Genomic DNA, 13,741 nt, shown 5'->3' on the forward strand with positions numbered 1-13,741 from the left:
TTTGGGCGCTCTGTCGCAGCCCTGGATCAACGGGTCAGGATGACGTTATGTCTACTTCAAGCCGATTCATCGTAGTCACCATCGGGCTGGTGATCGTTTTTGGCGGGATCTTTGGCTGGAAAGCCTTTGAATTCCGCATGATGCAGCAGCAGCTCAGCAAGGAAAAACCCCCCGCCGTCATTGAGGCGGTTCAGGCCGGAACCCGCGAATGGGTGCCCTCGTTGAATTCCGTGGGGAGCATCCGTGCCGTTAACGGCATCAAGGTCGCGAATGAGCTTCCCGGTGTGGTTGAGACCATCCGCTTCGAGTCCGGTGACATGGTCGAGAAAGGCGATGTGCTGGTGGAGCTGGATGTGGAATCCGATCGTGCGGCCCTGGAGACCCGGAGGGCGGAAGCCGAGAGTGCCCGTCGGACCTTTGAGCGGGTGTCGAACCTGGTTGAGCGGAATGCGGTTTCCCAGGCCGAGTTCGATGAAGCAGAGGCGGCCTACGACGCGGCCCGGGCCCGGGTCAGGGAGCAGGAAGCTCTTCTGCGCAAGAAGATCCTGCGCGCGCCTTTCGATGGCAAGACCGGCCTGCGGCTGGTGGATCAGGGCGAGTACATGCCCACTGGGACCCCGGCGGTGGAGATCAATATGGTGGATCCCATCTACGCCGAATATTCCATACCCGAAAAACACCTCAGCGGTGTCGAGGTGGGAGACCGCGTAACCGTATCGGTGGCCGCCTACCCGGATCGTGTGTTCGAGGGTGAGATCAGCGCCATCAACAGCTCCGTCACGGCGGAAAACCGCTCGGTCCGTGTGCGTGCGACCCTTGAGAACGGGGACGGCGCCCTGCGGCCGGGGATGTTCGCGGACGTCCGCACCCTCGAGCCCGAGCCTCGCGAGGCGGTGGTGGTTCCGCGCACGTCGGTGTCCTTCAACACCTACGGGGATTTCGTGTACGTGCTCAATGAGAACGAAGAGGGCGAGCTGGTGACCGAACGCCGCAGCATTGAGACGGGCGCTGAGCGCGACGGCGTGGTGGAGGTGGCGTCCGGCCTTGAATCCGGAGAACGGATCGTTGCCAATGGCCTGCTGCGCCTGCGGGCAGGGCAGCGCGTGCAGATCGCCGATGAGGATGACAGGCCCGGAGCGACCGTTGAGGACAGCGGCAGTGGTGCAGCACAGGGAGACGGCTGATGCGATTCACCGATATCTTCGTCCACCGGCCGGTACTGGCGACGGTGGTCAGCCTGCTGATCCTGTTGCTGGGCGTGCGTTCGGCCATGGAAATGGAGATCCGGCAGTATCCGGAGCTCGAAAGCACTACGGTCACCGTGACCACCGCCTATCCCGGCGCCAGCTCGCAGCTGGTGCAGGGCTTCGTCACGACGCCGCTGCAGCAGGCCATTGCCGAGGCGGATGGCATTGATTACCTGACGGCGACCAGCCGCCAGGGCAGTTCCATCATTCAAGCCAAGATGGACCTCAACTACGACGCCAATGACGCGCTCTCCGAGATCCAGGCGAAAGTGGCCAGCCAGCGCAACGAACTGCCTGAGGCCTCCCGGGATCCGGTGATTGAATCGGAAACGGGCGATTCCACGGCACTGATGTACATCGCCTTCCACAGCGAGTCGCTGCCGGTGTCGCAGATCACCGATTACCTGACACGTGTCGTGCAGCCCCAGCTGCAGGCACTGAGCGGTGTGGGCAAGGCTGACCTTTTCGGGCGCACCTATGCCATGCGCGTATGGCTGGATCCCACCCGGCTCGCCAGTCTTGATATCACGCCCCGTGAAGTGGTCGATGTACTGCGGGCCAACAACTACCAGGCGGCAGTAGGGTCCATCGAAAGTGACCTGATCCGAGTGGGCCTGGATGCGGATACCGACATCGCGGATCCGGAACAGTTCCGCAGGCTGGTGGTCCGGGAGGTGGATGGCACCCTGATCCGGCTCGAGGACATCGCGGATGTGGCACTGGGCGCGGAGAACAACGACCAGATTTCCTATTATGCGGGCAGCCCCGCGACCTACCTGGCGATCGAGCTGGCGCCGGGCGCCAATCCGCTCGATGTGGCGGACAGGGTGCGCAGTGAGCTGCCCGGCATCGAATCCCAGTTGCCCTCGGGGCTGAACGTTGACCTGCCCTACGATGCCTCGGAGTTCATCGAGGATTCCATCAACGAAGTGATCTACACCCTGGTTGAGGCGCTGATCATTGTCCTGGTGGTGATCTTCCTCTGCCTGGGCAGTATCCGTGCCGCCGTTGTGCCTTCCGTGGCCGTGCCCCTGTCCATGATCGGGGGCGCTTTCCTGATGCTGCTGATGGGCTTTTCCGTGAACCTCCTGACCCTGCTGGCAATGGTGCTGGCCATCGGGTTGGTGGTGGATGACGCCATCATCATGGTGGAGAACGTGCACCGCCACGTTGAGCGGGGCGAGAAGCGTTTTGATGCCGCCATCAACGGCGCCAGGGAAATGGCGGTGCCCATCATCGCGATGACCACCACGCTGGTGGCGGTGTTCGCCCCCATCGGCTTCATGGGCGGTCTTGTGGGGGCGCTTTTCACGGAATTCGCCTTCGCGCTGGCGGCAACCGTGGTCATTTCCGGTGTTGTGGCCCTGACGCTGTCGCCGGTGCTCTCTGCCAACGTTCTCAAGCCAGCCGGGGAGTCCGGGCGCTTTGAACGCATGGCCGAGTCCTTCTTCGAGAGGCTGTCCAATGCCTATCGCCGGGCGCTGACCAGCGTGGTCAGCAGCCTCCCTGTGATCGCCTACTTTGGTGTGGCCATACTGGTGGCGATCTATTTCATGGTGACCTTCAGCCAGAGCGAACTGGCGCCGGACGAAGACCAGGGCATTGTCTTCTATCAGGGCACCGGGCCACAGACCGCGAACCTGGATTATCTCGAGCGTTACGGCGCCGAGATGCAGGAACGGTTCGAGACGCTGCCCGGGTATGAGGAGTCCTTCATGCTCATGGGGGCTACGGCGCCCAATGAAGTGTTCGGCGGTTTCAAGCTCAAGCCCAGCAGTGAGCGTGAGATCTCCCAGTTCGAGGTCCAGCCCATGCTCCAGGAGGAAATGGACCGGGTGACCGGACTGCGTGTGGCGACTTTTCCGCGCCCGCCCCTGCCGGCTTCCGGCGGCGGGCTGCCGTTCCAGTTCGTGCTGACCACCGGCAGCGACTTTGAGCAGCTCAACGAGGTGGCCGATGAGATGCTGCAGGAGGCCAACCAGAGCGGCAATTTCATCTTCCTGGAGAAGAGCATTGACTATAACCGCCCGGTGACGGGAATCAGTGTGGACCGTGAGCGCGTGGCGGACCTCGGTCTGTCCATGGCGGATGTGGGCGAGACACTGTCCACCATGCTGGGTGAGGGCTTCGTGAACCGCTTCAACATGGAAGGGCGGGCCTACGATGTGATCCCGCAGGTTTCGCGGCCCTTCCGCAGTGATCAGGAGAAACTGCGCGACTACTACGTCCGGTCCGCGTCCGGTCAGCTGGTGTCCCTGGACCAGGTGATCGACTTTGAGCAACGGGTGGAGCCCTCCAGTCGGACCCAGTTCAATCAGCTCAATTCCATCACACTTCAGGGGGTTCCCATGCCGGGCACCGCCATGGGGGATGTTATGGCCTACATGGAGAATCTGGCCGGCGAGACCCTGCCCCAGGGCTTTGGTACGGATTACAAGGGCCAGTCCCGACAGCTGGCGCAGCAGGGCAGTGCGCTCATGATGACTTTCTTCCTGTCGCTGCTGGTGATCTACCTGGTGCTTGCGGCGCAGTTCGAGAGCTGGCGGGATCCGTTCATCATACTGGTGTCGGTGCCTCTGTCGGTGGCCGGTGCCATGATCTTCATCGTGCTGGGAGTGGCCACCATGAACATCTACACCCAGGTGGGGCTGATCACTCTGATCGGTGTTGTGGCCAAGAACGGGATCCTGATCGTGGAGTTCGCCAACCTGCTTCAGAAGGACCGGGGCATGAGCGTCCGCGAGGCGGCGATCGAAGCCTCCGCCATCCGGCTACGCCCGATCATCATGACCTCCCTGGCGCTGATCGTGGCCATGGTGCCGCTGCTGCTGGCCTCGGGGCCGGGCGCAGTGAGCCGTTTCGCCATTGGCCTGACGGTGGCCACCGGCCTGGGCTTCGGGACCTTCTTCACACTCTTTGTGCTGCCAGGGTTCTACATCATGCTGGCCCGGGACCATAATGCTCCGACCCGCGCCGAGGCGGCGAGCTGATAACAACAAACGGAGGGCGGTCATGACACCGGAGGAATACACCGGGCAGGATGCCACTGGGCTGGCGCGCCTGATCCGCGAGGGCCAGGTGCGGCCGGGCGAGGTAGTGGATGCGGCCATCAACCGCGCGGAACAGATCGACCCCGCGCTCAACGCGATCTGCCAGCCGCGCTTTGAAAAGGTCCGCCAGGAGCAGCCGGAGGCCGGGGGTACGTTTGCCGGTGTCCCCTTCCTGGCCAAGGATCTGGCCCAGGAAATGGCGGGCATGCCCAGTACCATGGGCAGCAGGGCGCTATTGGGGTATGTTCCGGACCAGGATTCCGAATACATCCGGCGGGGGCGCCAGGCGGGTCTGCTGATGATGGGGCGCACGGCCACGCCTGAGCTCGGGCTCAAGGCCATCACCGAATCCCGGCTCTGGGGCCCGACCCGCAACCCCTGGGATACGGAGCGCACACCCGGCGGCTCCAGTGGCGGCTCCGGCGCAGCTGTAGCGGCTGGCATTGTGCCCATGGCCGGCGCCAACGATGGCGGCGGATCAATCCGTATTCCCGCTGCCTACAACGGGCTGTTCGGCCTCAAACCCTCGCGCGGGCGTGTTTCACCTGGCCCCTATCTGGGCGAAGCCTGGACAGGAGCGAGCGTGGATCACGTGGTCAGCCGCAGCGTACGCGACAGCGCGGCCATGCTGGATGCGATCGCGGGTAATCCGAAGGGTGACCCCTTTACGATTCCGGCTCCTGAACAACGCTGGGCGGACGCCATCCGGTCTTCCCCCCGGCCCCTGCGCATTGGCTTCTTCACCGAATCACCCTACGGTTCGGAGGTGGATAATGACTGCGTGGAAGCGGTAGAGGCGACGGCGCGGCAGCTCGAGGCACTGGGCCATCACGTGGAGCCGGCCATGCCTGATTTTGATGGCATGGCCATGGCTCGCGCCTACCTGACCCTCTATTTCGGCGAGGTCTCGACCATCATGGAAGAGGCCAGGGCGCAGACTGAGGCCAGTGACAGCGATTTTGAGATCGAGACCCGGTTGCTGGGTGCCCTGGGGCGCAGTATGCGGGCTGTCGACTATGTGCGCTCCCGCCGTGGCTGGAACGATTTCGCCAGGGCCCTGGGGCGGTTCTTCGGCGACTACGATCTTTACCTGTCGCCCACCACCGGTCAGCCACCGGCACGGATTGGAGAGCTTGAGACGCCCACGCACCTGAAGTTCGCCGCACGGATGCTGGTGGGACTGCGCGCCGGCAGTCTGGCGCTGAAGAGTGGCATGGTCGAGGAGCTGGCCCAGGAGAACCTGGCGCGGACGCCCTTCACCCAGCTTGCCAATCTCACTGGTACGCCGGCGATGTCGGTGCCGCTGCACTGGTCGGATGAAGGGCTGCCGGTGGGGGTCCAGTTCGGGGCACCCCACGGGGATGAAAGCACGCTTTTCCAGCTGGCGGCCCAGCTGGAAGCCGCCCATCCCTGGTGGCCACGCTACCAGTCCCTGTGGCAGCGTCTGTAGAGCGGATCAGGCCTTGCTGTAGGGCTTCTGTTCCCGGAACAGCTGATCCAGCTCGCCCTCGTAGTAGGCCTCCACCCGCGGGTTCATCACCTTCTTCCACAGCGGTGGCACCAGCGCCAGGACGAACATGGCTGCATAACCGCCCGGCAGCTGTGGGCTCTCATCGTAGTGGCGCAGCACCTGGTAGCGCCGGCGGGGAAAAGCGTGGTGATCCGAGTGGCGCTGCAGGTGGAACAGGAAGAGGTTGGTCAGCAGGTAGTTGCTGTTCCAGCTGTGAGCCGGTGTGACCCGCTCAAAACGGCCGTTCTCCTGAACCCGGCGATGCAGCCCGTAGTGTTCGATGTAGTTGATTACCTCAAGTGTGGCGGCGGCGAAGAAGCTCTGCGCCAGGAAGAACACCAGCCCGACCCAGCCCAGGGCCACCGTGAACGCGACCGCGAACAGGGCTGAAATCGCATACCACCAGATCAGCTCATTGGCCGGCCCCCAGGGGGTCTTGCCCTTGCGGCGCAGTTTCTTGGCCTCAAGCCTCCAGGCATTCATGAAGTTGCGCGGGAAGGCCTGCAGCAGGAAGGCGTAGACGCCCTGGTTGTAGCGCGAGGAGCTGGCGTCGTCGGGGGTGGATACGTGCACATGGTGACCCATGATGTGTTCCACCTTGAAACCCGCATAGGTCACGCTGGCAAGGGCAAGCCCGCCGGTCCATGTCTCCAGCTTCGTATCCTTGTGGATCAGTTCATGGCCGATGTTGATGGCCATGATGCCACCGACCACCCCGATTGATACCAACCACCCAATCTGGGCGGCCAGCCCCATCTCCACCGTCGCAAATGCCCAGCCGGCATAGATGACAACGGCCAGATGTATGGGCACGCAGACCAGGGTGAGAGCCCGGTAATACCAGTCCTTCGTCATGTCCGGAACCTCAACCTCCTCGTCGGGGTTGGCCGGATCCTTGCCAATGATGTAATCGAGTATGGGAATGAACCCGAAGATGAAGAGCGCCGGGAACCAGGCCCAGAAAAGCGTGTTTCCACCCTGGGTCAACTGCCAGGTGACCCATGCCGCGATCGCGGGTACTACCAGTACCAGCAGGTAGGCGTAGCGCTTGATGCGCACCATGACGTGCGGGGGGACTCGGGAAAGCATCGGGGCATCCTCCTGTCATTATTGTAAGCGGTTTGTGTGATTGTGGATTCAGGCTAATCCTTGATCTCATGAATTGTCAAACAACTCATGTTTTGGGTGGGGGCGGATTGATGTAGAATCGTCAGCACAGCACCAGAGGACGATCCGAGTATGGCCCTACCGCAACAACTCAGTCTCAGTGAGCGCATCGCCCATCACCTTTCACTGGAGATCATCCGGGGGCAGCGCCAGCCATTGGAGCGCTTACCCGAGAGTGAACTGGCGCGGGAGCTGGAGGTCAGCACTAATTCCCTGCGTGAAGCGTTCCGGCTTCTCCAGGGCTGGCATCTGGTGGAGATCCAGCCACGCCGTGGTGCCCGGGTGTGCGATGTGGGCGAGGCGGATGTGCGTGATCTCTACGACTTCCTTTTTCTGCTTCTGGGGCGTCTGGCCAGCGACGTGGCCCACAATTGGCAGACCGGCCAGCTTGAGCCCTTCCTGGCGATCAGCAGGGAATTTGAGGCACAGGCGGAAGAGCAGGATCGGGAGCGGGTGCATGAACTGGCGTTCGACCTCGCCCGGGAAGGACTGAAACTGACCACCAACCGGTACCTGACGGATGCCATCGAGGATCTGATGCCACTGCTGCAGCGTTACTCATTCATGGCACTGCGTGAGGAAACCACGGAACTGACACAGTCCGTGGAGTGCATGCGTGAAACCATCGAGGCGGTGTTGGCCAGGGATGCGGCACGGGCTGCGCAGTGCCTGAAAACCTATGGGGAGAATCAGTGTCAGGTGGTGTTGAGGGCGCTGGCCAAGAGGCAGGCCGCCTAGGATTCCGGCACGGTTGGGTATCCCCAGAAGTAGCCCTGGCCCTTGAGCCCGCTGAACTGTTCGAGCCACTGGACCGTCTGCTCATCCTCCACACCTTCAATAACCGTACGCAGGTTCAGCGACTGGGCCAGTTCGACCGTGGCCCGGAATACTTTCTGGCGCTGCTGATCCCAGAGTATCCTCGTCAGGAAACTGCGGTCGATCTTCACCTCATCGAGTGGAAATTCAGTCAGGGCGGACAATGATGAGGTTCCGGTACCGAAGTCATCCAGCGCAATACCGAAACCACAGTGTCGGAGCTGCCCCAGGCGATCAGTGGTGAGCGCCAGATCCCGGATGACACTCGTCTCGGTGACTTCGAGGATGAAATCATCCGGTGTGCAGCCCTGATGCCGGACAATCCTTTCCAGATCATCCGCGAGTTCCGGGACCGAAAGATCCCTGGAGGAAATGTTGATGGCTGTGCGGGTCTGCTGGCCGAAGTGCTCCCGGACCTGGGCCAGGTCTTTGGCCGCGCGGTTCAATACCCAGCGGGTCACACGGGTTATGCTGCCGAGTTCCTCGACCAGCGGAATCCAGTCACCCGGTGGGATCATCTGGAACTCCGGGTGGTACCAGCGCACCAGGGCTTCCACGGATTCGGGCTGCCCGGTACCGATGTCTACCTTCGGCTGGTAGGCAAGCTGGATCTGGTCTGAGCGGAAAGCATCTTCCAGATCGAGCATCAACAGTTGCTGGTGTTTCTGGTGTTCATGAATCGCGTTGTCGTAGAAATTGATCGGCTCCTGCTGGAGACTGGCATAGCCGGCTGCGGACAGAACCTCCTGGATGCTGTCGCCATGATCGGGCAGGCTGGCGACCCCAATGGAGCATCGCCAGTTCAGGGTGTATCCCTGATAGCGGCAATCCGGTGCCGCAAAGTCGATGAGCTGCTGCCAGAATGGATCCTCCCTGTCGATCCTCCGGGTTAGAACGAACGCTGCATCCATTGTTTCGATTGAGACGACAGGAGCGCTGTCGATGTAGCGGACGGTATCCGGTCCCATCTGCCTGAGATGGTTTTCAAGGCTCGTCAGATAATCCCGCACGAACCTTTCTGCAACCTGGTGACCAACCACGTGTTCAATCTCGTGAAATCGGTTGAGCCGGAGAACCACAATCTGGAGTTCTCCCGATGTCTGATTGGCCAGGCTGGCTTCCAGAGCGGAGCGGTTGGGTCTTCCGGTTACCTTGTGTTTCCGGAGGCTGTCTTCCAGTTGGTTCTGAACGGCAAGGCGGCGCTCCTGCTCTGTGACCCTTTCGCTGGCGGCGATCCGCCTCAGCCGTTGCTCGCGCCAGAAGAAGTGGACGGCGGCGGCGACAAGAACGACGGCTGAGAGAATGGTACCCAGTGAGAAGGCTGAATCCGAGAACACGTTGACGGGCACCGCGCCCACGGTACGCAGAGTGCTGGTGATGAGGCCGGCTGTCAGGATCAGTACCGCTGCCGTGAAATACCGTGCGTAGAGCGAGTGCCGGAAACGGCTGGCGGCAATGAACAGGGAGAGTACGCACCCCAGAATGCCCAGCATAATGGTAACTGCCTGTATCGGAAGTTCTGCTCCGGTGAACTCGACAAGAATGAGTGTGAGAGCTGCAAGGGACAGGCCGTTAAGCAGATGCCTGTATAGGCGCGGTGGCTGCAGGGCAATCAGGGTGTGTTGAGCGAATGCGATCAGGGTGGTCAGCATGGACGTGGTGATGACCGCGTCGAGCGCTGGCATCCCCCGCCAGAAAAGCCATGCTCCGAAACCATTGAGAACCAGCTGGATGTGGATGACGGAAACCGTGAGAACCGTCAGCCAGGCCAGCATGACTGTGCGGAACCGCAGGGTCAGGAAAAGATTGATGGCCAGCAGGAACAGGGAAAGCCCAAGAAGGATGCCGTTGATGGTTGCCCGCTTAACGCTGCTGTGGACCAGACCATCATCCCCGTGAACCGATACCGGGAAGACCGTGGGGCCAGCATCGGAAACCTCGAAAAACAGCGTGATGGTGGCGCTGGCGGGTATCGTGACCGGCCAATGGAAGGAGGGTAGGGGAATCAGGCGGCTGGAAAACGGCTGCAGGCTGCCCTGGGTTCGCATGGGCATCAGCGGGCCCGAATGTTTGTTCAGCCTGGCTGCGCGGATCCGATCAATGTAGGGGGCTGGCACGGACACCCACCGCTGTAGTGGCCGCTGGGACGCGTTACTCAGCTTCAGCCGGAAGGTGACCGGCTGAGCGGTAAAACCGAGCGCGGAATAGGAAGGTGTGGTGGGACGCCATCCGCTGTCAGAGCGCAGCCAGCCTTCCTGGTGGAGTTCCGCAATGGAGCCTTCCCGGTAGGTCAGGTCAAGTGGTGCGGTGCGCCCGCTCTCGGCGCTGTGCTGCTGGAGAAAGGGCGAATACTCCGCATTGTGGGCAAGGGTGGAAGCGGCCATGACTGCAGTCAGGAGCAGTATGGGAAGAAGCGGCTTCTTTACAAATGGCAGGCTGGCTATGCCGCTGGGAACTTCATATTGCCCATTGGGCATGATCAAAGCTGTCCTTGCTGGTGGATTGGACGCTCTGATTAAAGTTCAAGGAGTCAATTTTTGCAAAAAATGGCACCCTCCGGGCGGAGGATGCCGGCTTGTGTCAGGAATCGTCAGGCAGGTACGCGCCGTCCTTGTCATGCACCTCACGGCCGGTAACCGGCGGGTTGAAGGAGCAGATCAGGCGCATGTCCTCGGTTCCACCGCGCAGGATATGGCGGTCGTTGTTGTTCAGGGCGTACATGACACCGTCGTAGATCTGATGCGTCTCGCCGGTCGCCAGGTCCTCGATGCTGCCGTTACCGGCAACGCAGTAGACCGCTTCCAGATGGTACTTGTACCACAGGTGGAGTTCGGCACCCGCGGGAATGATGGTTTCGTGGAAGGAGAAGCCCATGCCGTCCTTCTTCAGCAGCATCCGGCGGCTGACCCAGCCCGGACCCTCAACCTCGCGCTCGGTTCCGATGATGTCCTTGATGTCCCGTACAATCATATCTGTCCCACCTGTTGAATCTGTGATCGGTAAAGGCCTTTGTTACTGGGGCCCGAGCACTGAGTGTAGCGTTTGCAGGCGGTAGTACAATAGCGTAATCCCCCTAGCCGACTGTGTTTTAAATGCTGTCAGAACCCTCATCGGGGGTGGGGCATTCATGTAGAATGAGGGTCTTCTCGCCAGTAATCATGCATCAACCCAGAAGGCAGTGCTGCCATGACGGAGCCTGAGAAACGCCGGCGCCGCAGGCTCGATTTTCTGATTGCCCGGCTGACCGGCATCACGCGTAAGGAAGCCAAGCAGCTGATCAAGGCCGGTCGGATCGAGGTCGAAGGCCGTGAAATCGGGGGGCTGAAAGCCCAGTCCCGGATCGGCGTTGAGGAAGCGATTTTCCTGGACGATCAGCAGCTGGAAAGGGAGTCCGGTGAACGGTACCTGATGCTGAACAAGCCAACCGGCGTGGTGAGTGCCACGAAGGACGACTACGACCCCACTGTTCTGGATCTTCTGGAACCGGAACTGCGCCGCGGACTGCATCCTGTAGGGCGGCTGGATAAGGACACCACTGGTCTGCTGCTGCTCACCACTGACGGCGAGTGGAGTCATCGCATCACCTCGCCTCGCCACGGGTTCCCCAAGACCTACCGGGTCTGGGTTGCCGATCCCATTGACGATGAAACCCTGGCGAGCCTGGAAGAAGGCATCATGCTCAGGGGCGAGGATACCGCTGCCGTGGCCCATGACATTGAGCGCCTCGGCAGGGCTGAACTGCGGCTGACCCTGACCCAGGGGCGCTACCACCAGATCAAGCGCATGATGGGCGCTGTGGGTAACCGCGTGGTCCGGCTGCATCGTGAGCGGGTTGGCCCCATCGATCTGGATCCGGGCCTGGAGCCGGGGGATTACCGGGACCTGACCGAGGCCGAGATCAACGCCTTCCTGCCGGTAGATGATCCGCCACAATGATGGTGTCCCGACCCCAGGTCTTGGCCTGGTAGACGGCATTGTCCGCCCGGTGAAGCCAGCTTTCCCAGTCATCGTGGGGCGAGGCCAGGGCGGCCCCAATCGAGCATGTCACGGGCTGGCCGTGAGTGTTGAGCCGGTCCCTTATGGTCTGCTGGATATGGCGCGCGGCCAGGATCATGCTTTCATCCCGGACGTTATTGAGCAGCAGGACAAATTCCTCGCCCCCGAACCGGAACAGGCGGTCCTCATGCCTTGAATGGGTACGCACCAGATCGGCAAACCGCTTGAGCACCTCATCGCCGTTGGCATGGCCGTAACGGTCGTTGATCTCCTTGAAATGGTCCAGGTCCAGCATCAGAAGGCCGGCACCGGATTCTCTCCGCTGGACCCTTGCGATGGCGATGCACAGCTCCTCTTCCAGGGCCCGCCGGTTGCCGGCACCGGTCAGCGGATCACGGATGGCCTGTTCCTCCAGCAGTCGCGCCTGTGCGCGGGAGCGGCGTGCGAAGGAAAAGGCGAATATCGAGACCACGAAGACGGTGGTCGCGAATGAGATCAGCGCCAGTGGCCCAAGTCCGCTGGCGGATCCCAGAGCCACGCTGGCACCGACCATGAACAGGACCTTGGGGATGGCAAAGGCGGGCGGTGACAGGAAAAAGGTGGCAATGGTGTCCACATAGGCCCAGAAAAGCCCGACAAGCCCTGCCAGGTAGAGCACGCTGAGCACGCCGATGCCGGTAAAGACCACCAGCACGATGCCCGTGAGGACTGTATTGCCGGTGATCCAGGCGAAACCGGAGATGCTGAGCAGCAACACCACCAGCAGGGTGTCCACCATGGTCATCAGCCAGTCACCCTGAAGGTAGCGGTACACGCCGAAGCCGCCGATGGCGAGTGCGGCGGGAATACAGAACATCATGATGATGGACAGGCGGAAGTCATCCGACAGCCTCTTACGGATGTTGCCGTACTGATTTCCAAGTTTTTTCAGCATCATGCGATCACAATAGCCCGTGAGCGGGTAAAATGCACTGACTAAGTACCCGAAATGGCTCTGGAATGCGAACCGAGACAGACGCATTGATGCTTTCGGCCGGAATGGCACTCTTTCTCGGGGTGACCGGTCTGGTCCTGTCCGTGATCACGGGATCCCAGGTGATCCTGCTCGATGGGCTCTTCAATCTCATCTACAGCGTTATGGCCTTTCTCAGTGTTCGGGTCGCCCGCTTGCTGGCCATGCCGGACAATGAGAAATATCCCTTCGGCCATGCCTACTTCGAGTCCCTGGTCAATGCTGCCAAAGGCCTGCTCATCCTGGGAATTTCCCTGCTGGCCCTGGGGGATTCCGTGCTGGTGCTGCTCTCCGGTGGCCGGGAGATCGTCGCTGGTCTGGCCATCCTTTATTCGGTGATCGCAACCACCAGCAGCATTATGACCTTTGTGTTGCTGCGCCGTGCCCGGCGTCATACCACCAGTCCACTGGTGGAGGCGGACTTCGCCAACTGGTGGATCAACACGGTGATCTCGGCCTCGGTGCTGCTGGCCTTCTGCCTGATCCCGCTGGCGGAGGCGGTGGGCTTTTCCGTGATCACCCCCTATGTGGATCCTCTGATGGTGGCCACGGTGGTGGTGCTGTTCTGCCTGAGTACGCCTTTCCGGATGGCTTCGGATGCCATCAAGGAACTGCTCAACCGGGCGCCGCCGAAGCATGTGCGTCAGCCGGTGCATGATGTGGTGGAGGCCGTGGTGGGGGAATGGGGGGCACAGGATTTTTCGCTGCGGATGGTGCGCCCGGGCCGGACTCTCTACCTGCTGGTGCACGTGGTCCTTCCGGCGGCGAGTGACAACGGGACCCTGGGCCAGCAGGACCGTATCCGCACCGATCTGGACGGGCGCCTGCGTCGTATTGTTCCGTCACTGGTGCTGGATGTGGTGTTCACGGCCGATCCCCGCTGGGCGGCGCCCACCAATGGCCATGAACCCGCCTGAAGGGCCAGCCCCGGCACGGGTGTGAT

10 protein-coding genes are annotated in these 13,741 nt (G+C 61.6%); 6 read left to right on the plus strand and 4 right to left on the minus strand.

Translation table 11 applies throughout. The annotated features are described in order from the left end of the window. Positions 1-47 precede the first annotated feature (47 nt). The 3 genes from F3089_RS11100 to F3089_RS11110 are packed head-to-tail and all read left to right on the plus strand — an operon-like array spanning position 48 to position 5,747. Entirely contained in the window at positions 48-1,184 is a 1,137-nt protein-coding gene (locus F3089_RS11100; RefSeq protein ID WP_095617953.1) for an efflux RND transporter periplasmic adaptor subunit, read from the plus strand. Then, positions 1,184-4,237, plus strand: coding sequence for an efflux RND transporter permease subunit (locus F3089_RS11105; protein WP_095617952.1), 3,054 nt, complete (start codon positions 1,184-1,186; stop codon positions 4,235-4,237). The genes F3089_RS11100 and F3089_RS11105 overlap by 1 nt, the downstream gene beginning before the upstream one ends. A gap of 22 nt (positions 4,238-4,259) precedes the next feature. Next, positions 4,260-5,747 (plus strand): amidase, encoded by a 1,488-nt coding sequence (locus F3089_RS11110; protein WP_151440868.1) that lies wholly within the window; start codon positions 4,260-4,262, stop codon positions 5,745-5,747. A 6-nt stretch (positions 5,748-5,753) separates the two neighbouring features. On the opposite strand, the gene F3089_RS11115 is transcribed toward F3089_RS11110, so the two are convergent. Further along, a complete protein-coding gene (locus tag F3089_RS11115; RefSeq protein WP_151440869.1) occupies positions 5,754-6,896 on the minus strand; it encodes an alkane 1-monooxygenase in 1,143 nt (380 codons plus the stop codon). A 150-nt stretch (positions 6,897-7,046) separates the two neighbouring features. Between F3089_RS11115 and F3089_RS11120 the strand changes: the two genes are divergently transcribed. Then, a complete protein-coding gene (locus F3089_RS11120; protein WP_151440870.1) occupies positions 7,047-7,712 on the plus strand; it encodes a GntR family transcriptional regulator in 666 nt (221 codons plus the stop codon). Here the strand turns inward: F3089_RS11120 and F3089_RS11125 are convergent. Both F3089_RS11125 and F3089_RS11130 read right to left on the minus strand, forming a co-directional pair. Further along, complete coding sequence (locus F3089_RS11125; RefSeq protein WP_192497353.1) at positions 7,709-10,174, minus strand: EAL domain-containing protein; 2,466 nt, start codon at positions 10,172-10,174, stop codon at positions 7,709-7,711. The two genes, F3089_RS11120 and F3089_RS11125, sit on opposite strands and share 4 nt — an antisense overlap. A 196-nt stretch (positions 10,175-10,370) precedes the next feature. After that, entirely contained in the window at positions 10,371-10,760 is a 390-nt protein-coding gene (locus tag F3089_RS11130; RefSeq protein WP_077528716.1) for an ectoine synthase, read from the minus strand. A 216-nt stretch (positions 10,761-10,976) separates the two neighbouring features. On the opposite strand from F3089_RS11130, the gene F3089_RS11135 reads away from it, so the two are divergent. Next, complete coding sequence (locus F3089_RS11135; RefSeq protein ID WP_151440872.1) at positions 10,977-11,726, plus strand: pseudouridine synthase; 750 nt, start codon at positions 10,977-10,979, stop codon at positions 11,724-11,726. Here F3089_RS11135 and F3089_RS11140 read toward each other — a convergent pair. Next, complete coding sequence (locus F3089_RS11140) at positions 11,689-12,723, minus strand: GGDEF domain-containing protein (RefSeq protein ID WP_192497354.1); 1,035 nt, start codon at positions 12,721-12,723, stop codon at positions 11,689-11,691. The two genes, F3089_RS11135 and F3089_RS11140, sit on opposite strands and share 38 nt — an antisense overlap. A 62-nt stretch (positions 12,724-12,785) precedes the next feature. Here F3089_RS11140 and F3089_RS11145 point away from each other — a divergent pair, with 62 nt between their 5' ends. Further along, positions 12,786-13,715: a cation diffusion facilitator family transporter gene (locus F3089_RS11145; protein WP_095617944.1), complete on the plus strand. Its 930-nt coding sequence runs from the start codon at positions 12,786-12,788 to the stop codon at positions 13,713-13,715. Positions 13,716-13,741 lie beyond the last annotated feature (26 nt).

It is taken from the genome of Halospina sp. K52047b, from assembly GCF_008709855.1.
Lineage (GTDB): Bacteria > Pseudomonadota > Gammaproteobacteria > Pseudomonadales > Oleiphilaceae > Halospina > Halospina utahensis_B.

What these genes read in the sequence shown, in the direction of transcription:
- F3089_RS11120 (WP_151440870.1), top strand. Translation starts at nt 7,047, where the DNA reads ATGGCCCTACCGCAACAACTCAGTCTCAGTGAGCGCATCGCCCATCAC.
- F3089_RS11115 (WP_151440869.1), bottom strand. Translation starts at nt 6,896, where the DNA reads ATGCTTTCCCGAGTCCCCCCGCACGTCATGGTGCGCATCAAGCGCTAC.
- F3089_RS11105 (WP_095617952.1), top strand. Translation starts at nt 1,184, where the DNA reads ATGCGATTCACCGATATCTTCGTCCACCGGCCGGTACTGGCGACGGTG.
- F3089_RS11100 (WP_095617953.1), top strand. Translation starts at nt 48, where the DNA reads ATGTCTACTTCAAGCCGATTCATCGTAGTCACCATCGGGCTGGTGATC.
- F3089_RS11110 (WP_151440868.1), top strand. Translation starts at nt 4,260, where the DNA reads ATGACACCGGAGGAATACACCGGGCAGGATGCCACTGGGCTGGCGCGC.
- F3089_RS11135 (WP_151440872.1), top strand. Translation starts at nt 10,977, where the DNA reads ATGACGGAGCCTGAGAAACGCCGGCGCCGCAGGCTCGATTTTCTGATT.
- F3089_RS11125 (WP_192497353.1), bottom strand. Translation starts at nt 10,174, where the DNA reads ATGGCCGCTTCCACCCTTGCCCACAATGCGGAGTATTCGCCCTTTCTC.
- F3089_RS11140 (WP_192497354.1), bottom strand. Translation starts at nt 12,723, where the DNA reads ATGATGCTGAAAAAACTTGGAAATCAGTACGGCAACATCCGTAAGAGG.
- F3089_RS11145 (WP_095617944.1), top strand. Translation starts at nt 12,786, where the DNA reads ATGCGAACCGAGACAGACGCATTGATGCTTTCGGCCGGAATGGCACTC.
- F3089_RS11130 (WP_077528716.1), bottom strand. Translation starts at nt 10,760, where the DNA reads ATGATTGTACGGGACATCAAGGACATCATCGGAACCGAGCGCGAGGTT.